General features: G+C 56.4%; 19 protein-coding genes. 11 read left to right on the forward strand and 8 right to left on the reverse strand.

Annotated features, from left to right (window positions below):
- The 7 genes from C7436_RS17555 to C7436_RS17585 form a co-directional block, all read left to right on the forward strand.
- A partial coding sequence (locus C7436_RS17555; RefSeq protein ID WP_410110937.1) for a bacteriophage T4 gp5 trimerisation domain-containing protein occupies nt 1-645 on the forward strand: 645 nt, incomplete at its 5' end.
- Entirely contained in the window at nt 638-1,423 is a 786-nt protein-coding gene (locus tag C7436_RS17560; RefSeq protein WP_121208614.1) for a DUF4123 domain-containing protein, read from the forward strand. The genes C7436_RS17555 and C7436_RS17560, both read left to right, overlap by 8 nt.
- Before the next feature lie 11 nt (nt 1,424-1,434).
- Nucleotides 1,435-6,339 carry an RHS repeat-associated core domain-containing protein gene (locus C7436_RS17565; protein WP_228198192.1) on the forward strand — a complete coding sequence of 1,635 codons (4,905 nt, stop codon included), beginning with the start codon at nt 1,435-1,437 and terminating at the stop codon, nt 6,337-6,339.
- 396 nt (nt 6,340-6,735) lie between these two features.
- Nucleotides 6,736-7,173 carry a hypothetical protein gene (locus tag C7436_RS17570; RefSeq protein WP_121208615.1) on the forward strand — a complete coding sequence of 146 codons (438 nt, stop codon included), beginning with the start codon at nt 6,736-6,738 and terminating at the stop codon, nt 7,171-7,173.
- Between the two features lie 172 nt (nt 7,174-7,345).
- Nucleotides 7,346-8,731, forward strand: coding sequence for a hypothetical protein (locus C7436_RS17575; RefSeq protein WP_121208616.1), 1,386 nt, complete (start codon nt 7,346-7,348; stop codon nt 8,729-8,731).
- Between the two features lie 9 nt (nt 8,732-8,740).
- Nucleotides 8,741-9,124 carry a hypothetical protein gene (locus tag C7436_RS17580; RefSeq protein ID WP_147423447.1) on the forward strand — a complete coding sequence of 128 codons (384 nt, stop codon included), beginning with the start codon at nt 8,741-8,743 and terminating at the stop codon, nt 9,122-9,124.
- 73 nt (nt 9,125-9,197) lie between these two features.
- Nucleotides 9,198-10,148 carry a hypothetical protein gene (locus C7436_RS17585; protein WP_211329893.1) on the forward strand — a complete coding sequence of 317 codons (951 nt, stop codon included), beginning with the start codon at nt 9,198-9,200 and terminating at the stop codon, nt 10,146-10,148.
- 63 nt (nt 10,149-10,211) lie between these two features.
- Here C7436_RS17585 and C7436_RS17590 read toward each other — a convergent pair whose 3' ends face one another.
- On the reverse strand, nt 10,212-10,652 hold the full coding sequence (locus tag C7436_RS17590; protein ID WP_022991536.1) for a VOC family protein: 441 nt from the start codon (nt 10,650-10,652) through the stop codon (nt 10,212-10,214).
- A 64-nt stretch (nt 10,653-10,716) separates the two neighbouring features.
- Here C7436_RS17590 and C7436_RS17595 point away from each other — a divergent pair, with 64 nt between their 5' ends.
- From C7436_RS17595 to C7436_RS17605, 3 genes are all read left to right on the forward strand, one after another.
- Nucleotides 10,717-11,628 (forward strand): DUF1853 family protein, encoded by a 912-nt coding sequence (locus C7436_RS17595; protein ID WP_170155447.1) that lies wholly within the window; start codon nt 10,717-10,719, stop codon nt 11,626-11,628.
- Nucleotides 11,629-11,761: 133 nt separating this feature from the next.
- A complete protein-coding gene (locus tag C7436_RS17600; RefSeq protein WP_121208619.1) occupies nt 11,762-13,165 on the forward strand; it encodes a hypothetical protein in 1,404 nt (467 codons plus the stop codon).
- Nucleotides 13,137-13,511: a hypothetical protein gene (locus tag C7436_RS17605; protein WP_011786016.1), complete on the forward strand. Its 375-nt coding sequence runs from the start codon at nt 13,137-13,139 to the stop codon at nt 13,509-13,511. The genes C7436_RS17600 and C7436_RS17605 overlap by 29 nt, the downstream gene beginning before the upstream one ends.
- A 76-nt stretch (nt 13,512-13,587) precedes the next feature.
- On the opposite strand, the gene C7436_RS19065 is transcribed toward C7436_RS17605, so the two are convergent.
- Entirely contained in the window at nt 13,588-14,127 is a 540-nt protein-coding gene (locus C7436_RS19065) for a cold-shock protein (protein WP_114435021.1), read from the reverse strand.
- Nucleotides 14,128-14,295: 168 nt separating this feature from the next.
- Between C7436_RS19065 and C7436_RS17615 the strand changes: the two genes are divergently transcribed.
- Nucleotides 14,296-14,514 (forward strand): SlyX family protein, encoded by a 219-nt coding sequence (locus C7436_RS17615; RefSeq protein ID WP_011786014.1) that lies wholly within the window; start codon nt 14,296-14,298, stop codon nt 14,512-14,514.
- A gap of 34 nt (nt 14,515-14,548) precedes the next feature.
- Here the strand turns inward: C7436_RS17615 and dapE are convergent, their stop codons facing one another.
- The 6 genes from dapE to map all read right to left on the reverse strand — a co-directional run bounded on the left by dapE (nt 14,549) and on the right by map (nt 21,788).
- Nucleotides 14,549-15,679: a succinyl-diaminopimelate desuccinylase gene (gene dapE / locus C7436_RS17620; protein WP_121208620.1), complete on the reverse strand. Its 1,131-nt coding sequence runs from the start codon at nt 15,677-15,679 to the stop codon at nt 14,549-14,551.
- An 86-nt stretch (nt 15,680-15,765) separates the two neighbouring features.
- A complete protein-coding gene (gene dapD, locus C7436_RS17625) occupies nt 15,766-16,794 on the reverse strand; it encodes a 2,3,4,5-tetrahydropyridine-2,6-dicarboxylate N-succinyltransferase (RefSeq protein WP_011786012.1) in 1,029 nt (342 codons plus the stop codon).
- A 40-nt stretch (nt 16,795-16,834) separates the two neighbouring features.
- The gene (locus C7436_RS17630) at nt 16,835-17,176 is read right to left on the reverse strand and encodes an ArsC family reductase (RefSeq protein ID WP_121208621.1); all 342 of its coding nucleotides are present in this window, start codon (nt 17,174-17,176) and stop codon (nt 16,835-16,837) included.
- Nucleotides 17,173-18,375: a succinyldiaminopimelate transaminase gene (gene dapC / locus C7436_RS17635; RefSeq protein WP_121208622.1), complete on the reverse strand. Its 1,203-nt coding sequence runs from the start codon at nt 18,373-18,375 to the stop codon at nt 17,173-17,175. Before dapC ends, C7436_RS17630 begins: the two co-directional genes overlap by 4 nt.
- Entirely contained in the window at nt 18,372-21,017 is a 2,646-nt protein-coding gene (locus C7436_RS17640; RefSeq protein ID WP_011786009.1) for a [protein-PII] uridylyltransferase, read from the reverse strand. Before C7436_RS17640 ends, dapC begins: the two co-directional genes overlap by 4 nt.
- Nucleotides 21,018-21,788 carry a type I methionyl aminopeptidase gene (gene map, locus C7436_RS17645; protein WP_011786008.1) on the reverse strand — a complete coding sequence of 257 codons (771 nt, stop codon included), beginning with the start codon at nt 21,786-21,788 and terminating at the stop codon, nt 21,018-21,020.
- Nucleotides 21,789-21,940 lie beyond the last annotated feature (152 nt).

The raw sequence follows: 21,940 nt of genomic DNA on the forward strand, positions 1-21,940 counted from the left end.
AAGACCAAAACCCACAAGGGCGAGGGCAGCAACGAACTGCGCTTTGAAGACGAAGCGGGCGAAGAGCAGATCTACGTGCACGCCCAGAAAGACCTGGACCTGATGACGGAAAACAACCGTACCGAAGTCATCAGGAACGACAGCTACCTGACGGTGGAGAACCACCAGTTCAGCCACATCAAAGCGGCGGATCATTGCACCACCGACGGCGAAAACCGGCTGTCCGTTGGCGCAGACTGCAGTCAGACCGTGGCCGGCACCTACCATCAGAAAACCGCCCGCACCATGGCCTCGGAAGCCGGCACCGAAGTGCATCACAAGGCCGGTGCCAAGGTGGTTCTGGATGCCGGGGCAGAGCTGACAATTTCCGGGGGTGGAAGTTTTATCAAGCTGGACCCCAGCGGCGTGACCTTGAGTGGGCCGGGGATCAAGATCAATTCTGGGGGCAGCCCGGGGAGTGGTTCGGGGCAGGGAGCGGTAATGCCAGGGGTTCCTCAGGTGCTGGAAGCAGAGCCTGCCAAGGTGATTGATCCTGTTGAACTGGCAGAAGTGCCACTGACCAGAGCCCAGTATCAGAACCTGATGACGGATGCGCCGTTCTGTGAAGAGTGCGTCGCCTGCCAGGATGGCGTGTGCAATGTCTGAGGCCAAGGGATTCCGGGCGGCACTGGATGCTCTTACGCAACAGCCTGGTGAAACAGGAAGCGCTTACGTCGTCCTCAGTGGCACCAGCGAGTCGAAGCCGGTTCAGAATTTCTTCCGCACCGATGGGCTTACGGCGTTGCCGCTGTTCATGGGAACACCATACGCAGCGTGGCATGACGTAATGCCGTTCCTTGCGCAAATCAACACGGCCAGTGCATTTATAGATTGGGTTGAAGAGTCCCACAGTGAGGATTGGGGCTGGGGACTGATAAGCCGAGCTCCGTTTGATGATGTGTTCGGCCATATTCGAAGTCTCACCAAGATAACGCTGGCGGATGGGCACGAAGTGTTCTTCCGCTACTGGGCGGCCCGGTTCTTCGGCCAGATTCTGCACAATCTTGATGAAGCCGGCCGTGCGAACCTGATGGGGCCCATTGAGGCCATTGTTCTGCCCTCGGGGGAAACCATTTATCATCCCGGTTGTCCCGAAGCAGCCAGCCCGGTGCCGTCGTTTCCCTGGTTCTCGCTGCCATCGGAGGCCCAGAAAAAGGTAGCGGCTCTGTGCTGGGATCAATTGGTCGGCAATACCATGGCCGTCTTGGCCAAAACCAGGCCATCTCCGTTGAGCCGGTACCCGGAGCCGGTTGCCCGCCGGAAAGTTGAACGTCACGTGAGGCGGTTATGCCAGAGTAATGTGCCTACCGAGCTGGCGCCATCACAACTTCAATCGATACACCAGGCCCTGATGCAAGAAGCGTCAATGGGCTCTCGTAGATAAAGGATGAATCAATGATCGAGTCAAGGACGGCTCTTCGAGAGTCTCAACAGGCGTCTGATGGATTGCCCGACATCAATGCGATCACCCGTGAGCTGCGGGAATCGTTGGCCAAGACTTACGAAGATTGGCGCGAAGGCTGGTTTTCATCGATCTTCATGGGGCATGAACAGGTCCTGGAGGTGAATGGAGAGGCAAGCCGGGAGAGTGTCAGTGATGATGAGGTTGTCTCGGCAACTGTCGCTCCTTGTGAGGAGCAGCGGACAATCAAAATTGCTCACTTCCATGAGAACGTATGCAAGACGCCGATTCCCTCCACGCGGTTTCAGATCCAGGAGAACACCGGCTGGATCTTCGATGACTGGGAAACCGTTCACAGCGGCACCACTGATGTGAATGGTATTGCGGAAGTTCCCGTTGCACCGGGCAAAGAGTATCGGGTGGTTCTGGCGCCGGACGTTTCCAGTGCGGACATGGATGCGCTGTACCAAACCTACGAGAGCTTTATCGAGCGATGTTGTTCATTGCTTGAAAACACCTGGAATAACGGTGCTCGCCAGGAGTGGGAAAGCTATCTGAGCATGAGTTCAACTGTTCAGGCTGCGGCCGTCTATGCCCGGTTTCAGGAGGGGATTGCGGACGGATTCACCGCTGTTCTGGACGACATCCGTCGAATCTACGATGTGATTTGTGGGTTGCTGGATCACGATTTCAGCAATCTGCCAGACGATCTGCGTGAGCAGATGGAAAACCTTAAAAAGGCCGACGACGCCTATCTCAAGGCGTGCCTTGTGGCCAATGACGAGGTTTTCCTTTTCCTGGTGATGTACACGGTCAGACAGTACTTCCGTTTGCTGTCTCCCACCCAGGTGGCTGAAGTCTCCGGGGAGCTGGTTGGCCAGATTCTGTTCGATGTGGTGGTCGGCCTTATCATTACCGGTGGCGCCGGGCTCGCAGCCAAATACGGTGCTCGAATTGGCAGCAAAGCCGTGGCGGGCGCCATGAATGTCGCGGACAGTGCCCGTGCGAGTAAAAACATCCTTGGGGAGTTTCTGGGGCAGTTTGCCCGAGAGTTCCAGGATTTTATGGAGAACATAGGAACCAACCACAGGGCTATCCAGTTGGCTGGCTCTGGCCGTCTTGACTCATCACGTACCCAGCCGGGGGTGGATGTCAGAAACCGTAATGCTGTGTATCAGGAAATGGCCGACAACGACCAGGTCGCCAATCTTCAGACATCGGGGCGTGACCACGGAGCAACCAGTGAGGCGGATTCAACGCCGGTAAGAGACGAGTCTTCACCCTCACAGACCGACCAGGGGCGTGCCACCCAGGATAACGAATCCACCGAAAACGTCGCTGATCCCATCAGCACCGTCACCGGTGAGGAAGTACTGGAACTGACGGACGCGCGCCTGGTTGGTGCTCTTCCATTCGAGTTCAAACGGGTATACCGATCCGGTAGCAGCGACCGGCGTCTGGATATGGGCTATGGCTGGCGCCATAGCCTGAATCACGCCCTGACTTTCGACGATGGTGGCATCACCTGGCATGACCACGAGGGCAAAAACACCCGCCTTCCGGAATTGGAGAGCGCACCTGTCGGTATCAATTCCCGAGCAGGCATGGCGGCCTGGCGGGACGGCGACGAGGTTGTTGTCTGTGCGGGTGAAAAATCGCTTCGCTATCACTTTCTCCGGTCGGGAAGCTCGGGCCAGCTTGTTCGGATATCCGATCGATATGGCAACACTCTCAAGGTTGGTTACAACCTGCACGGCCAGCTTGAACGCCTGAGCAACGACTCGGGCAATGCGCTGGCATTTGATTTCGAGGGTAGCCGCCTCACATCGGTTCGCCTGTTGCGCAGGGAGCTGACCGATACTGGCTACCAGTGGCAGTCACTGCGGACTGAGCGCAGTTACACCTACGACGACAGCGATGACCTGATCGGCGCTGAGGATGCTGAGGGCGGCACTGAGCGTTATGGCTATGAACACCATATGCTTACTCACCGGCACCTTGCCGGCGGTTACAGCTTCTATCTCGCGTGGGACGAAAACCTGCCAACCGGTCGCTGTGTTCATCAGTGGGGGGATAGTGCCCAGGTCGATACCCGCTTTGAGTGGGATGATGAAAACCACACCTGTACCGTTAGCTACGTCGACGGTAGCCGGGAAATCTGGCGTTACGATGGCACCGCACAACTGCAGGAGAAAGTAGACCCGGACGGCGCCAAACACCTGAGTGAATACGACGAACAGGGGCGGTTAAAAGTCTCCATCGACCCCATGGGGGGCCGGACAGAATACCAGTACGACAAGAGTGGGCGACTCCAGAGCAAAACTGGCCCGGACGGCCAGCCCATTTTGTTTACCTATCGAAAGGGGCGCATTGCAGAAATCCATCGCAATGGCCAGACCTGGAAGTTTGATTACACCCGGCACGGTGACCTGGCCCGCGAAGCCGACCCAAAAGGACGAATTACCCGGTACACCTACAGCCCTCAGGGCCAGCTCACTCAGGTTGATCTGCCGGACGGTCGCGCTCACAAGTGGGGCTGGAACAGCCAGGGCCAGCTGATTGAGGAAACTACTCCCACCGGGGCGTTCTACCAATACCGCTACGATGAGTTTGGCCAGCTTCTGGCCAAGAAGGACGCCCGGGGTGCCATTACCCGATACCGATACGATGGCCTTGGACGAGTTATAGAGGAAGTCCTCTCAGGCAACCGGTCTCGTCGTTATCAGTACAATGCCTACAACAAGGTCACCCGTTTCGTTGATGAGCAAGGGCGGGAAACCCGTTACGAGTATGACAACAACCTTCACCTGCTTACTCGTCGCATCAACCCGGACGGCAGCGAGCTTCGTTACCGTTATGATCATCACCGGTTCCTGCTGACTCACATCGAAAATGAGCGGGGTGAAGCCTACCGCATCGACTATTACCCGAACGGGTTGGTCAAACAGGAGACTGCGTTTGATGGCCGTCGCACCGCTTACCAGTATGACCTGAATGGCCATCTGACGGAGAAGGCTGAGTACGGCACTTCCAGTGAGGTCCTGCAAACCACCACCTATGAGCGGGATGAACTCGGCCAGTTGCTGAAGAAGACACTACCCGATGGCCGCGAGATTCTGTACGGCTATAACGCGGACGGCAAACTGATCGGGGTTGATGATGGCCACTGGCCGTTGGCTTTCGAGTACGACGAATTCGGTTTGTTGAAAACCGAACATCAGGGCTGGGCGAGCCTTCGTTATCGTTATGATGAATTTGATCGCCTCAACGAAATGGTACTGCCGGACGGCCAGGCGCTGGCTTACCACCGGGACACAGCCGGGTTGTTGTCAGGCATCGACCTGAATGGCCAACCGCTGACTCGCCACCGAATGGCGTCCACCGGCGAGGAAGTCGAACGGCAACAGGGTGAGCTGCTGAGTGCCTATGTATATGATGACGAAGGTCGCCTGACCCAGCACCGGATTCATCAGGGCCGCCTCAAGGATATCAGCGCCCAGCGCGACTACCAGTATGATCCCAACGGCAACCTCAAAAGCATCCAGGACAGCCGCAAAGGTCTCAGACAATACGTCTACGACCCGATGGATCGTTTGGTGGGCGTGCGGGGCGATCTCTATGAGCAACTCATACACGACCCGGCTGGCAACCTCCTGGAGCAAAACCTGGGGGCTTCAAGCGGTCAATCTGCCAATGTGCGCGGTAACCGGCTTACCATGCACGGTGACAGTCACTACGAATACGACGAATTCGGCAACCTGATTGAGGAACGTCTAGGCAAAGGCCGGAAACTGGTCACCCGGTATACCTACGACTGCGAGCACCGGCTCACGAGCGTCACCACACCGGATGGCAGCATCTGGCACTACGAGTACGATGCCTTCGGCCGCCGTATCGCCAAAACCAACGGCCTGACACGAACCGAATTCCTCTGGCAGGGCGATCGCCTGATTGCCGAAGAAACCGGCGATCAGTACCGCACCTATCTGTACGAACCCGACAGCTTCAAACCCCTGGCGCTGGTAGATGGCCATGGCCCGGAACAAGCCGAAGTCTATTATTACCACCTGGACCATTTGGGAACGCCCCAGGAACTGACCAACCAGCAGGGCAAACTCGTGTGGTCGGTGACCTACCGCGCCTACGGGAATGTGGTTCAGCAGCAAGTCGCAGAAATCGACAACCCGCTCCGGTTCCAGGGCCAGTACCACGACCCGGAAACCGGCCTGCATTACAACCGGCATCGATACTACAACCCGAATACCGGTCGATTCATTACGCCGGATCCGATTGGTCTTGCGGGCGGGTTGAATAATTATCAGTATGTGCCTAATCCGACGGGGTGGGTGGATCCGTTGGGGTTGGTGTCAGTAGAAAAAAGTTCACCTGATCAGACTCCCGTTCCACCGAACAAGTATAGTCAGATCGTATCTTCCGTTAACGGGAAGGTGGTGAGTGAATATAGCTTATTGGACAATGGACCTTTAAGTGCAAATTCTGTAACTCGAAAAGAATTTCAAGATTCACTGGCTGCGACATTCTCTGGTGGACGCTACGCAGAAATAGAACTCTTGGATGACCTTGTAGTTCATCGTGCTTGGCATCCCGGTCAATCGCGGGAGTTTGGAGCATTTTGGTCGCTCGAAGAGCCGACGGGAAGCCTGAAAAGTAGAATTGACTCAGCGTTGCTGCCTGAGTGGGGTGGAATGCGGGATAATCCTCTGCAGAGGCAACAGGCGACAAGATACTCGACCGCGACAATACCCAAGGGAACTCGTATATATTTGGGTGAAGTGGGATCGCAGGGAGGTGCCTGGGTCGGCGGTGGAAGTCAGTTATTGGTGAAAGACACTGGTGTCATGCCTGAATGGAAAATTGGGGAAGGGTCTTTGCAATGACAAGCTGCGTTTGTCATCAATATCGAGTGCCGGGTGGTTTCCATGATTTCTCTGAATTCGATCAGTTTAATGCTGAAATTAAAAATGTTGATTTTTTTAGAGAAGTCCCGGTATTAAAAACTCTTGGGGGAGTAGGAGGCCTCATGGAAGCTTGGTTTGAGTGTCAGAGATGCGGCCAGATATGGCGGCTCGTTGAGCCCGATCCACCTTTCAAAGGAATGTGGTCTCAGGTCAACTCTGAGAAAGAGTAAGCTGAACAGTTTAAACATGCTGCTCATTGGGTACGCCTGAGTTTTACCTCGTTGCTTTGGCGTATCAGATCAAACGGGAATACTGGATGCTTCGGCTCTTAGGAGCCATGGGTGGAATTCGTCATTTAATTCAGGTTGAAAGCAAATGAGCCTGATATATCCCAATAGCAACTGCACATTCAAACCATCTCTGGCGTTCTTTCTCGGTGAGTTTGATATATATGATAGGGAAGAATCACTTGGGGAGTACCTCAACAGGTTTGATCCCAATGATCGAAAACAGATTCGCTTTCTATTAGAACAGCTCTTTTTTGATGGGCCGCGGGTTAAGTCTCTTACTGCAGAGCATAAGAAAGTACTTTTTGAGCGTCTCGTGGAGGCGCTGGGAGAGCCGGGTTACGATTTCAAGTCCGTTTTCGAGCTGAATGAAGACCATTGCTTTTGCCTGCCTTTTGATTGGGAGATAGATAACTACCGCCTATTTTTTGAGGAATTCTATCGTTTGGCGATCGATCATTGGGGCGATGAGCTAAGAGCGTTGAATGTCACACTTCCTGAGCTTCAGGAGCTGAATATACCCTGAGGATGTTGGGTCAGCTTTACATGAAAACTTGTCCGCATTTTGCGGTAACGGGCAAAAACGCCGTGCAGCAATGATCGTATGGTAATTACTGCCCAACTGTTCAAATCGACTTGAACATTGATTTAAAAAAGAATCCTGAGGGATTCAAAAATCCAAGGAAAGGAATAAAACGATGAAATTCATTGGTGCGCTGATCTGCGCTCTCATTTTGGCTGTTACCGGCTATTTCTGGTTCTCTGAAACGCCTCCGGCGATTAACAAGGAAGCCCTGCTGTTTAATCCCCCAGTGGGAGATATCCGATATTTTGCGATCGACCAGACCACAGAAATTGGGGTGTCTGGCAGAGGTGGGTCGGTTAACAGGATGACGAGCGTTTTGCGCAGCGAAGTGCTTGGTGTGGATGCTGGGTTGGTTGAGCTCCAGTCCGCCGCTGTGAAAGTTGTGGAACGAGGACGTGGGCGGACACTTGTAGACACCGAGTCGGGCGAGCCACGAAGCAGTGGTGAAAAACTTCTGGTCGATTTTTTGCGGTCTGGAGTTGTTGAGCAGGTAAGTGTTCATGGCGTGATCAAAGAAAGTACTTACCAGAATCCGGATGCCCTGAAGAGCATTAGTGATCGGCCAGAAGTCCTGCAGACTCTACTTCTTCGCAGCCTGAGTATTTTTCCTTGGTATCCTGGCCAGTTTCCGAATGAAGATCTGGCGATTGGATTATCGTGGCAGACTGAGAATCAAGAATGGAGTGGCGCAACCCTTCAGGGAATGCAGTTCGAAGTTACTCGGTTGGATAGTCAGACGGTGACCCTGGAATTTGCACCCGTCGGAGAGCAAGACCTGCCGGCCGATGAAGATTCAACCCCAAATAGCTTTAGTGCTGCTGGCTACCTCGAACTTGAACGTGCAACAGGCTGGCCGAGGCAGGCTAGTGTTCAGATCAGTACTGAAGAAGAGCATCAAGGGGTAACCTTTCAGATTACCAGTCACTTGAAGGTCAGGCAGTCAGAGGTTGATCCAGGGCCAGACACCGACAGACTGATGTCTATGGCGAAAATATCGATGCAGGCTCGCCCCATCGATACCTCGAACACCGTCTTTAATGACTACTTCACACCCCCCTTCAGCCCGGAACCGGTGGAGACCTCCCTCAATGAGATCCAGCAAACCCTGCTTTGGTTTGGTACGGAACCGGTTGATTACCGCTATGGACGAGCCGTTGGGGTTGAGTCAAAGCTGAATTCCTCCAATCTTCAAACCGCAACGATTCATCCGGTAAACAGTGTTCGGTTGCTGGATGCTGATGGCGAGCCGGTAGTGGAAAACACAATGCCGAATCCGGACTTCAGAGTCCTCAAACCTTCGATCGGTGGCAACGCAGCCAGCGCGAGAATGCCCTTCCTTCGTATGGGAATGACCGATGAACAGTTGAGGTCGATTGATGTGATTGAATTCGATGCTCAAGTAACCGTACCAGACCAAGAGTACTCGGTCCTTCTTGATAAGAAGGATAAGGCGATTGAACTAGAGAACGCCGGGCTCAAACTGATTATTGAAGAGTGACGCGATGAAATGGTACGTATTCGGGTATCCGAGACCGGCGGAACACCGCCAGGGGCTCGCCCCATGCTCATGGGCTATCCCGTCGACGAATCGGGAGAGCCGGTAGCTCAGTTTGGTCTGCGCATGACCCATTCCGCTTTCGACTCCGTTCTGGGTGCCATGAAGAACCCGCCCCGCGGCGCAAAAGCGATGGCAGCTGAACTGATTCAGGGGCTTGAAGTAATGCCTCCCCACGAGAGAAACGGCGATTTTATCTTTGAGTTCAGTCGCACATCAGCTCCTTTGCCAGACCGGTTCAGATTCAATTACATGAGCACTCGCACCAAAGATATGACATTCATTGCGCCGGCAGCCAGAAAAAACACGGTTGGTGACGATGTCGAGAGCAGTTGAGGGGATGGAGGAGTCTCCGTTGCTCCCTGAGCCTAGAAACAACAGGCGACGTCTCGGCCAAGATTTGCAGCCAGTGGGTGACTACGCAGGTATTCAACCTTATTACCGCGTTTGTGAGGATGTGCAAGCTGTTCACCACCAGGACAAATGTGGCCCAGAGGCATTTCAGTCCGGTGATTGGTGGTGGAGTCAGGGTCGAATTCGTTTTCTGAACGGCAAGGCATTCATTGGTCTTTCAGCCGCACAGCTGCTAATCCCTTATCTTTGGGGCGGGCTTGTTTTGGTTGGTGGAGGGATGATGCTCTTACATTATGCTTCCAAGGTTGAGCTCTCTGACGAACTAAAATCACTTTTAGGCCTCGGAGTGGTTTTGGGTTGGATAGCTCTATCTATGTTTCTAATCATAAAAACCTTACCTTGGGTTATGAGCGCCGCTACCTTTCTATTAAAACCGTTCGAAAAGGGCCTTTCTAGGATAATGGATCGAAGCCTTAAAGCGGGCGAAAGCTACTTCAGCCGAGAAACCGGCCAGGTAAGTTTTGCTATGCCGGGCGGCAAGAAACTGACAGCGCCCTTTGAGGAGTTCGATGCCTATGTTGAGCGGGTGATAGAAGCCGGTGGGATCTTCTATCGCTTGATGTTCGTGCATCGTTACACCGCCAAACAATTCAGCCAGACGTCCCTGAGCCGGGTAGAACCCACGAAAGAAGAGGTAATGGCGCTATGGGATATGCTTCAACGCTACATGGATACCTCTCAGCCCCTGCCGGATGTGCCAAGGCTGGAACCATTCAGACATCTGGACTCAGTTACCGCTGAGCATGACCGGCGCACCGGCCGCAACCCTCGCTTCTGGCGTGATCTGGATTTGGAAACCTGGAAGGAAGGAGAGGGCAAGGAATGGCTGAAGCGGCAGATGGAATACCCATGGGATAAACGCAAATGCAGGCTCACACCGCAGTTGGGCAAGATCTCGATGGCGGAGTACCGAAAGCTGCGCCCGGCCGATGCATGGCCGATTTGATAACACGCTCGATTCTGTAATGGCTGGACCGAAAACCGGCGCCATTACAGAATCGAAGTTGCTTTACCAACTCCCCACATTCTCCATACTCGCCCAAGGCTCCCGAGCCGGTAGCGCATCGCCTTTCTGCAGCAACTCAATGGAAATCCCGTCCGGCGTCTTGATGAACGCCATATGGCCATCCCGGGGTGGGCGATTGATAGTGACGCCGTTGGCCTGGAGTTTCTCGCACAGGGCGTAGATATCGTCCACGCGGTAGGCCAGATGGCCGAAGTTGCGGCCTCCTGTGTATTCCTCTGGGTCCCAGTTGTAGGTCAGTTCGATCATGGGTGCCTTGTCTTCCCTGGCCCGGGCTTCATCGTCCGGGGCGGCGAGGAACACCAGGGTGAAGCGACCTTTTTCGTTGCTTTTACGACTGATTTCTACCATGCCCAGCAAATCGCAGAAGAAGTGCAGCGTGTCGTCCAGGTTGCTCACCCGGATCATGGTGTGCAGGTATTGCATAAGGTGCTCCTTGGCTGGTCAGGTTCTGAATTGTATACCCCACAGTTTACGGTATTCTTCGGCAATGACTAAAAACGAGATTACCGAGACGTTGCAGGCGTTTGAGGTGCCGGCGGTCCGGCATCTGGCCTGGTTGTGTCTGTCGCCTCAGCTGTTAAGGCATGAGCTCAGTTTCGATCCTGCCGCCCATCTGCCCCCGGAATTCCTGGAGACGTTGAAACGGTGGGAGCGGAACCCTGATACCCTGCCTGCGCGGTTGACGGAAACGCCGGAGCGTCGGCTTGGCCACTATTTCGAGCGCCTGTATGAGGTGTTACTGCGGGATCTGTTGGGTTGGGACATTGTACTGCAGAATCAGCAGGTTCAGGCCGAGGGGCGAACGCTGGGTGAGCTGGATTTTCTGGTTCGCAACCGGTGCTCCGGCCAACTGGAGCACCACGAAATTGCCATCAAGTTCTATCTCGGCTTCGTAACCGAGGCAAATCAGGTCCGGTGGTACGGACCCAATGCCCGGGATCGGCTGGATCTGAAAACTGAGCGCCTGCTGAATCACCAAAGCCGCTTGTGCCAGCGACCAGAAACCCAGGGCTTGCTGGCCAGTGTTGGTGTCTGCGAAACGGTAACGCCACGAATTTTCATGCCAGGCTATCTGTTCTATCCGGTTGCTCAAACGCTGCCTGAAGCGCCGGCACAGGTGCCGAGGGAGCATCTGAAAGGTCACTGGATGAGGCTTGATCAGGCCCGGCAGGAGAATATCTCTGGCTGGGTGCCCCTGTTCAAGCCGGACTGGATCGGCCCCTGGGCTCAATCGGCTGCGCCGGATACAGCATCGGCGAGGGCGGCGCTTGATCGGGTGAAGAGCGCCGGGATACCCCAGTTGTTTGCCGTTTTGAACAGGCGGCTGGAATCTGATCGTTGGGTAGAGGGCAGCCGGGTGTTCATTATGCCGCCTCAGTGGCCGGGTGCGGGCGCCTAAGACCATTGTAGGGGCTGTCCGGTTCACAGAAACGGGCGTTGGTCGTTGTCACATTCGTGACACGGTTCTAGAATTCCGGGCTGTTCAGGTGGCATCAGGACGATGCCCGTAAGCCAAGGAAGGAGATGCCCCGATGGAAGATTGGCAAGGATGTCTGTCTCCGGAGTGTCAGACCGCGCTGTTGATGGCCCGAGAAAATGTTGGGCGCCGGGGCGGTTCTGTGATTACTGCCGAAGATTTTCTGCTGGCATTGCTCGATGCCATCCCCGCGATTCCCCCGTTTTTGCAACGCCAGAGTATCGATCTGGACGAACTCGTTCGCACCATTCAGGGTGAGCAGCCCATCGTGACCGAGGTGGTCGGAGACGGTGATCTGTCCTCCCAGTTGATCTATTGGATTGCCTCTGCCCGCGAGTCGGCAGAGGTCCCCTGGCTCGATTGGCCCTTGCTTCTGAAAGCCCTGACGTCCCAGTGTGAGCGGCTTCAGGATAAAGCCTATGTGGCTGTACTCGAGCTTGTGACCTACTGGCCCTCGGCACATGACGTGCCTGTGCCCACCTCCGATGCCCGTTTCGTTGCGCCGGTATCGATTGCGGAACCAGAATGGCTCGCGCTGGCGGAAGATGTTGCGGTTGCCCTGGCGGCCAATCCCGAAGCACTGATTTGGGTTCGGGGGCCGAGGGGTGCCGGCAAGTCGGCCTGGCTGCACTCGCTCCAGAGCACTCCTGGCCTGGCCTGGGTTCAGGTTGATCCTCGCCGGGAGTCCGAAGTGCTGGCCTGTGATCAACCGGTTTTACCGTCAGGTGATTCGTCCTCTGAGCATTGGCCTGCGCTGGTATTGGACAATGTCAGCCCCGCCGATTTGCTGACGTTGATAGCCGAGCCGCTGGGCCTGATCCGGGATCTGGTTTCCGGCTGGTCTGGGCCAATCCTGCTGATTGGTCGTGATTCGATAACGGATTCCAGCGGTGTCGTTCGGTTGGGGCAGTTGCTGGGGCGTGAACCTGAGGTTCTGGAGTTGCCTCCGGTGAGCGTCCGTCAGCGGAGGGCGGTACTCACCGCACATCAACCGGCAATCGAAAAGCGTTGGAATATTCAGGTTTCCCAGGCAGCTCTCGAATATGCGGCTTCCCGACAAAGCAGCTGTGTCAGCACTCCTGGTGGCATGCTGCAGTGGGTACGGCGAGCTGCCGCCCGGCTGGACTTGTTTGCCAGTCGTGGCTCGGTGTCGGCGGCGGCACTGGAGGGCGAAAAAGAGGTGTGGCACCGGCAGTCTCTGGTTGCACTGGCTCGGGGAGAAGATTGCCATTTCCCGGAGCATAAGGCGGAGGTCCTGATGATTGAACAGGCGGCGGCCGATGTTCTCTGGCACGAGCGCAAGCGGGCCGGCACGCTCCGACGATTGCTGGTGGACGATCTGCGCGAGGAACTGGAGCGATGGGTTGCAGCGAGGCCCGGGCCGGTTCACTATGTGCGACATTGCGAACAACTGCAGGGAGAATCCTTGGGTGCAGGATCTGGAAATCTACATTCGTGACCTTGAACCGGCTGCGGTCTCCAACTGGCTGGAAGGCCAACTGGACGAATTACAGCTGGACGATACCGACGTCAGTTCGGTGGTGAAGGGCATGGCCAGGTATAGCGGCGCGCGGGTGCGCATCACGCTGTATCCAGGCGCTTTCGGCAAGCGTTTCACTTCATTGGTGATGGAAGGCGATGAGCTGCCCTGGAACAGCGACCTGGATTGCGCCCGCAGTGCCTGGCGGGCAATGGATACTGAAATCCGCTGCAGCCCGGGAGACTGGAAAGAAGGGGACCCGGTGGAGGACGATAAGTGGTGGCGGCTGGATCATCGCGGCGAGCAGTTGGTGGTCTGGAACTGACAGCCAAGGTTTTCGGCTTGAAACAAAAAAGCAGCCCCGAGAGGCTGCTTTTTTATTGGCGCGTGCGGGAGCTGTCTCAGTCGCTCAGGATAGACACGTTGTCTGCCTGCAGGCCTTTGTCTGCCTCAACCACGTTGAAGCGCACCAGTTGGCCCTGGCGAAGCACGCGGCGACCACGGCCACGGATGGCGCGGAAGTGCACAAAGATCTCGTCGCCACTGTCACGAACGATAAAGCCGAAGCCTTTCTTGACGTTGAACCACTTGACGGTGCCTTCCTCGTTACCTTCAGGAGTGCTGTCGTCAAAATCGTCTTCTTCGTCGTCATACTGATTGCTGGGCTGGGCACTGCGAGGTGCTGCCTTGCGCGCGGCTGAGTTCCTGGCGGCAGGCTGCTTGCCGGCGAGTGCAATCGCAACAAAGGCGGCAACGGCAAAGACAACAAACGCGAACAGATAGGCCGCTATGCCACCCTGGCTGCCCAGAGCTTCCAGGCCCTGGCCCAACGCCAGGATTTTCAGGGGTTCCGGAGTGGTGGTAAGCAGAAGGCCGAGTACAAACGGTGCCGGAATCGCGATCAGAATGGCAACAAGGATCGCTTTGGCTGGATTACGCATTGGTTGGTTATTCTCCATGGTTTAACACTGACGATAAAAAGCCGGACATCGGGTAACATGGCATGTCTGGCCGGTGAACGCCGCCAACCCCGGGAAAACTGATTATCCCGGCCGCAGGCGGTAAAAGGCGGCATGATACCAGATTACAGAAAGGGCTGACCAAACCTCATGAGCAAAAACTCCCTGGAAGAACGACTGGCAGAACTGGAAATGCGACTTGCGTTCCAGGATGAGCTGATCAACACGTTGAGTGATCAGGTCGCCAAGCAGGAGATGGACATTCGGGAACTGTGGGACGCCAAGAAAATGCTGCACAAGCAACTCAAGGATATCTCGCCGTCCAATATCCGGCGGGAAGAAGAGGAAACACCCCCGCCGCATTATTGATCAGAGGCTCATTGTGAGCCTCTGGTTCGATTCTTTATGCCAGCAGCTCGACCAGGATCTGTTCGTAGATCTCGGACAGCGTGTCCAGATCCTCAGCCTTCACACACTCGTCCACTTTGTGAATGGTGGCGTTGATCGGGCCGAGTTCGACCACCTGGGCACCGGTGGGCGCAATGAAGCGACCGTCTGAGGTGCCGCCGGACGTAGACAGTTCTGTTTCACGGCCAGTCACGGTTCGAATGGCATTCTGTGCGGCTGATACCAGCGCGCCTTTGTCGGTCAGGAATGGCCGGCCACTGAGGTGCCATTGCAGGTCGTACTTCAGGTTGTGCCGGTCCAGGATAGCGACCACTCTTTCTTCCAGACTTTCCGCGGTGTTCTCGGTGCAGTAACGGAAGTTGAAGTGCACCAGGCACTCCCCGGGCACAATATTGCTGCCGACGCCGGCCTCGACACGAGTTATCTGGAAGGTGGTAGGCGGGAAGAAGTCGTTGCCGTTGTCCCAGAATTCCTTGGCCAACGCGTCCAGTGCCGGTGCAACGTTGTGGACGGCATTCTCGGCCAGATGCGGGTAGGCCACGTGGCCCTGAACGCCGTGAACGGTGAGGTATCCGTGAAGGGAGCCGCGCCGGCCATTCTTGATGACATCCCCGACCTGATGGGTGCTGGAAGGTTCGCCAATCAGGCACCAGTCCATTTTCTCATTGCGGGCTTCGAGAGTTTCCACCACTTTCACGGTACCATCCTGAGCCGGGCCTTCCTCATCGCTGGTGATCAGCAGGGCAATCGAGCCCCGATGATTCGGGTGGTTGGCCACAAAGCGTTCACAGGCGGTGATGAAGGCTGCCAGGCTTCCCTTCATGTCCGCAGCGCCCCGACCGTGCAGGTAGCCGTCCTTGATGGTCGGGTCAAACGGCGGGTGAGCCCAGTTTTTCTCGGGGCCGGTGGGTACCACGTCGGTGTGGCCGGCAAATGCCAGAACAGGCCCATTGTTGCCCTTTCTTGCCCACAGGTTGTCGGTTTCGCCAAAGCGCAGGTTTTCCCCACTGAAACCCAGCGGCGCCAGGCGTGACATCATGAGTTCCTGGCAGCCCGCGTCGTCCGGCGTTACGGATTGGCGGCGGATAAGTTCCTTGGCAAGTTCCAGGGTGGGGGAGAGCGACATAGGGAAACCTGTTCGATAAGAAAAGAGTAGAGGGAATAACACCACAGAACCCCCGGTGTTGGTGGGTTCTGTGGCGGGCTGCAGCCTTAGTTGTTGGCGTGCAGTTCTTCGTTCAGTTCAATGGCAGTCTTGTTGGTTTTGCACTCAACCGCACCGGTCTGGCTGTTGCGACGGAACAGCAGGTCGTTTTTGCTGGCCAGATCGCGGGCTTTTACCACTTCCACCAGTTTGTTGTGGTCATCCAGCAGGGCCACCTTGGTGCCTGAGGTGATGTACAGGCCAGCTTCAACAGTGCAGCGATCGCCCAGAGGGATGCCGATGCCGGCATTGGCGCCCAGCAGGCAGTTCTCGCCCACGGAAATAATGATGTTGCCGCCGCCGGAAAGCGTGCCCATGGTGGAACAGCCGCCACCCAGGTCGGAGCCTTTCCCGATCATCACGCCGGCGGAGATGCGCCCTTCGATCATGCTGGTGCCTTCGGTACCAGCGTTGAAGTTGATAAAGCCTTCATGCATGACGGTGGTGCCTTCGCCTACGTAGGCACCCAGACGTACCCGGGCGGTGTCGGCAATACGTACACCCTTGGGCACCACGTAATCGGTCATCTGCGGGAATTTGTCGACCGACTTCACTTCCAGAATGCGGCCTTCCAGGCGTGCCTGCAGTTGCCGCTCCGGCAGTTCATTCAGGTCAATGGCGCCTTCGTTAGTCCAGGCCAGGTTGGGCAGCAGACCAAAAATGCCGTCCAGCTTCAGGCTGTGGGGCTTGGCCAGGCGGTGTGAAATCAGGTGCAGTTTCAGGTACACCTCCGGCGTGCTGGAAGCGGTATCGTCCGTTGCCAGTACGGTGACTACTACGGGGCGCTTGCTCTCAGCCGCTTTCTCGGCCAGTTTGGCCTGGTCTGTCCGGCCCAGTTGGCGAAGGGCGTTGGCAAACTGTGCCAGTTGTTCTGCTTTCACGCTGATGGCCTGGTTGCCACCTTTATAGTCCAGCGCAGACTCAACCACGTCGATCAGGTCTCTGTCGGGTGTCATGATCGGCTGCTGGTAGTACACCTCCAGCCATTCGCCCTGGTTGTTCTGGGTGCCGATTCCGATACCGAATGCAAAACTCATCTGGTGGTTGCTCCTGTTGTCATTAAATAGTCAGAAAAATTCAGCCCAGCCACGCAGACCAGTCGTCTGCGTTGAACCCCACATTTACGCCGTCTCCGCGCTCGACGACAGGGCGCTTGATGATGGAGGGGTTGTCCAGCATGATCTGGTGGGCACTTTGGGCGCTAATGGTATCACGAACCTCGTCGGGAAGTTTTCGCCAGGTGGTCCCGCGTTTGTTCAGGAGCGTTTCCCAGCCAACGGCCTGCTCCCACTGGCTGAGCTTCTCGCTGCTCAGGCCGTCTTTCTTGAAATCATGGAACTCATAGTCCACGCCGTGTTCATCCAGCCACTTCCGGGCCTTTTTGACGGTGTCGCAGTTGCGGATGCCATATAACTTCATTGTTTAAAACCTTTTACGAACTCAACGATACGTTTCGCGGCCTCAACGCATTCCTCCAGGGGAGCTACCAGCGCCATGCGCACGCGGTTTTCACCCGGGTTGTGGCCGTTTACCGTGCGCGACAGATATCGGCCCGGCAATACGTGTACGTTCTGTCGGGCAGACAGTTCCCGGGCGAAAGTTTCGTCGTCCATGGGCGTCTCCGGCCAGAGGTAGAAGCCGGCATCCGGGAAGTCGACGTTCATCACTTCGCGCAGAATGGGCACGACTGCCTCGAACTTGGCCCGGTAGGCGGCCCGGTTTTCGCGCACATGGTCTTCATCGCTCCAGGCGGCGATACTGGCCAGTTGATTATGTATAGGCATGGCACAGCCATGGTAGGTGCGGTATTTCAGGTAGCCGGCCAGTACCTCGGCGTCGCCGGCCACAAAGCCGGACCGCAGGCCCGGCAGGTTGCTGCGTTTGGACAGGCTGTGGAACACCACACAGCGCTTGAAATCGTGGCGGCCGATGGCGGCGCAGGTTTGCAGCAAGCCTTCCGGCGGGTTGGCTTCGTCCGGGTAGAGCTCTGAATAGCACTCGTCCGAGGCAATCAGGAAATCGTGCCGGTCAGCCAGTTCAATCACTTTTACCAGGGTTTCCCTCGGAATCACCGCTCCACTCGGATTGCCGGGTGAGCACAGGAACAGGATCTGGCAGTTCTCCCAGACCGACTCGGGCACGGCGTCGAAGTCCGGGATGAAGCCATTGCTGCCATCGCAGGGCAGATAAACCGGTGTGGCGCCGGCCAGGAAGGCTGCGCCTTCGTAGATCTGATAGAAAGGATTGGGGCTGACCACGGTGGCGGGTTTGCCAGCATCCACAACCGCCTGAACCAGGGCGAAGATGGCTTCGCGGGTTCCGTTTACGGGCACCACGTGGCGGTTCGGATCCAATGACGCCGGTGCAAGAGCAAACCGGTGGGTTGCCCATGCGGCAATCGCGCTACGAAGTTCGTCCGTGCCTTTGGTCGTGGGGTAATTCGCCAGTTTATCCAGATTATCGGCAATAACGTCCTTTACGAAGGCTGGCGATGGGTGCTTGGGCTCACCAATTCCCAGGGAGATGGGCGCCAGATGTTCTGGCACCGAAATGCCGGCCTTCAGTTTGGCCAGTTTCTCGAAGGGATAGGGGTGAAGTCTTTCCAGATTGGGGTTCATTGAATCTCGTCCAGCATTTTACAGAGGTCCTGTTGCAGGGCCTGGCACACGCCCGGGTCGCGCAGGGGTTCGCCCTGTTCGTCGGTGATGAAGAACACGTCTTCAACCCGCTCTCCCAGCGTGGCAATCTTGGCGTTGGTCAGCCGCACCCGGTGCTCCAGCAACACCTGGCCAATCCGCGCCAGCAGACCGGGGCGGTCCGGCGTGATCAGTTCCATCACCGTGCGCTGATTGATGGTGTCGTTGGAGAAGGTCACCTCGGTCGGGAACGCAAAGTGTTTCAACTGCCTTGGCGTTCTGCGATGGATGATGTCCGGATAGTCTTCCGGGTCGTCCAGTTCTTCAATCAGTCGCTTGCGTACGCGCTCCTTCCGGGCCGGGTCGATACCCAGCGGCTGGCCCTTGTCATCCAGAACCACGTAGGAGCTGATGGAATAGGGGCCTTCGGTGGAATTGATGCGGGCATCCACAATGTTCAGGTTCAGCTGTTCCAGAACAGCGGTGGTGGCGGCAAACAGGGCGACGCGATCTTTCATGTAGATGATGATCTGGGAATAGCCGTCAGTCGGGCCACCCCGGGTGTCCCGGATCAGCACCAGAGGATCCGGGTTGTCGCCGTGGCGAATGATGGCGGCTGTTTGCCAGGCGATATCGACAGTGGAATCCTGCAGGAAGTATTCGTCGTCCACGGTATTCCAGATCTGGTCGATCTGTTCGTCGGTCATATTCTGGGCGTGGAGAATTTCCCTGGCTTCCTCCTGGGTGGCCCGGATCCAGGACTGCCGGTCTACCGGATTGTCAGTGCCGCGGCGCAGCGCCCGTTTGGTTTCTATATAAAGCTGGCGCAACAACGACGCGCGCCAGGTGTTCCACAGTTTGGGATTGGTGGCACTGATATCGCAAACCGTGAGGATGTAGAGATAGTCCAGGTGGGCGAGGCTGGGTACCGCGCGGGCAAAGGCCTGAATGATGTCCGGGTCGGAAATATCCTTGCGCTGGGCAGTCATGGACATCAGCAGGTGGTTTTCCACCAGCCAGGACACCAGCTGGGTGTCCCGTTCACTGAGATGGTGCCGCTCGCAAAAGGCTTCGGCATCAATGGCGCCAAGCTCGGAATGGTCGCCGCCCCGGCCTTTTGCCACGTCGTGGTAGAGGCCGGCAATAAACAGGGTTTCCAGTTTCGGCAGCCGGTGGATCAGACGGGAGGCCAGGGGGTATTCGGTTCGAGCCTCGGTGCTGTTGAGCCTCACCATATTGCGGATCACCCGCATGGTGTGGGCGTCTACCGTATAGATATGGAAAAGGTCGTGTTGCATCTGCCCGATGATCTGGCCGAACTCCGGCAGGTAGCGGCCCAGCACGTTGTACTTCTTCATGGCCGACAGAGTCTGGTCCAGGGCGTGGGGCGTGCGTAGCAGCTCCATAAACAGCGTAGTGACGGCCAAGTCAGACCGGAACGCGTCATCAATCAGATGCCTGTGGGCCCGGAGTGAGCGAATCGTGGTGGCCCGGATGCCTTTGATCTCCGGGTGTTGCGCCATCAGCACGAAGATTTCCATGATCGCGTACGGGGCGTAGGCGAACACCTGATTGTTCACCGCTTCAATGTAAAGGTTGCGAACCTGGAAACGTTTGTTCAGGGGGCGGATTTCATCTTCGCCGCCGCTGCCAATGATGGCTTCGTCATAATACTGCAGGATCACGTCGGCCAGCTCCGCCAGTGCAAGCACAGTGCGGTAGTACTGCTGCATCATCAGCTCTACGCCCAGACGTTTACCTTCGTCCTGGTAACCGAGCATTTGTGCCAGGGCGCGCTGGTGGTCAAATAACAGTCGATTTTCATTGCGGTCGGCCAGCAGTTGAAGGCCAAATCGGAGCCGCCAGAGGAAGGTCTCCCCCTGGTACAGAATCTGGTGCTCTTCTTCGGTCAGGATGCTGAAGCGGGTGAGGTCGGCAATATTCTGCAGGCCGAAATGGCGCTTGGTGATCCAGCCGATGGTCTGGATATCCCGAAGGGCGCCAGGAGAGCCTTTGACGTTAGGCTCCAGATTGTACTCCGTGTCGCCGTACTTCTTGTGACGTTGCTGCTGCTCTTCACGTTTGGCGAGGAAGTAGTCCCGATCGGAGCTAACGTCGTCCGAATACACCATCTCACTGAGTTCGGCCCGTAAACCATCCGGGCCTGCGATCGTGCGTGTTTCCAGCAGGTTGGTCAGAATGGTGATGTCTTCCCGGGCGGCCTGAATGGATTCCGCCAGGCTGCGAACGCTGTGGCCAATATCCAGTTTGAGGTCCCAGAGCAGGGTGACAAACGCTCCCAGGTCTTCCTGCCAGTCCTCTTCTATGCCATTGCGGGTCAGGATCAGCAGGTCGATATCGGAATGAGGGTGCAGCTCGCCCCGGCCATACCCCCCCACGGCCACCAGTGCAATGTCAGCGGAGCGGGAGAACGGGTATCGGTTCCAGATCAGCCGGAGAACCTTGTCGATGGTGTTGGCCCTGGCGAGAACCAGGGCACGGACATCGGCGCCTTGCTGAAATGCCTCAGCATCAGCGTTGTAGCTTTCCCGCAACAGTTCGCGTGCGGCAAACACCGGCGAGGTGTCGTTACTGATTCGGGATTCCAGCTCGCTTCGGTCCACTTAGAATGACTCTTCCGATCGGCGGGTCAGCACCTCATAGCCATCGGCAGTTACCAGAATGGTGTGCTCCCACTGTGCCGACAGTTTGTGATCCTTGGTGACCACCGTCCAGCCATCTGCCAGTAGCTTGGTCTGGTATTTGCCCTGGTTGATCATCGGCTCGATGGTAAAGGTCATGCCTTCTTTGAGTTCCATGCCGGTGCCGGGCTTGCCGTAGTGCATTACCTGGGGCTCCTCATGAAACACTTTGCCAATGCCGTGGCCGCAATAGTCTCTGACAACGGAGTAACGGTGTTTCTCGGCATACTGCTGTATTACGTGGCCAATATCACCCAGGCGAGTTCCGGGTTTCACCAGTTCAATGCCTTTATATAGGCACTCCTGGGTGATCTGGATCAGGCGTTCGGTGCCGGGCTTGGGCTTACCCACAATCCACATCTTGCTGGTGTCGCCGTGGTAACTGTCTTTGATGACGGTGACATCAATATTGATGATGTCGCCTTCTTTCAGCACCTTCTTCTCGGACGGGATGCCGTGACAGATTACGTGGTTGACGGATGTGCAGATAGACTTGGGGAAGCCCTTGTAGTTCAGGGGAGCGGGGATTGCCTGCTGTGTGTTGACGATATAGTCGTGCGCAATGCGATCCAGCTCTTCCGTGGTGATGCCGGGTTTGACATGTTCGTCGAGCATTTCCAGAACTTCGGCAGCCAGGCGACCGGCCACGCGCATCTTTTCAATCTCTTCGGGGGTCTTGATAGTTACCTGCATCGGGCTTCCTGTTGATTTGTATCAAACCGGCATTTTAAGGGGCGGCGACATAAGGTACAAGGCGGGGAGCAGGCTATGCTGGCCATAGCCCGGGGCTAAAAATAATGGCGTTTGGCCTGGCAGATATGGTATAAACGCGCCCGCCGGAAACG

This window comes from Marinobacter nauticus, from assembly GCF_003634635.1.
Lineage (GTDB): Bacteria > Pseudomonadota > Gammaproteobacteria > Pseudomonadales > Oleiphilaceae > Marinobacter > Marinobacter nauticus.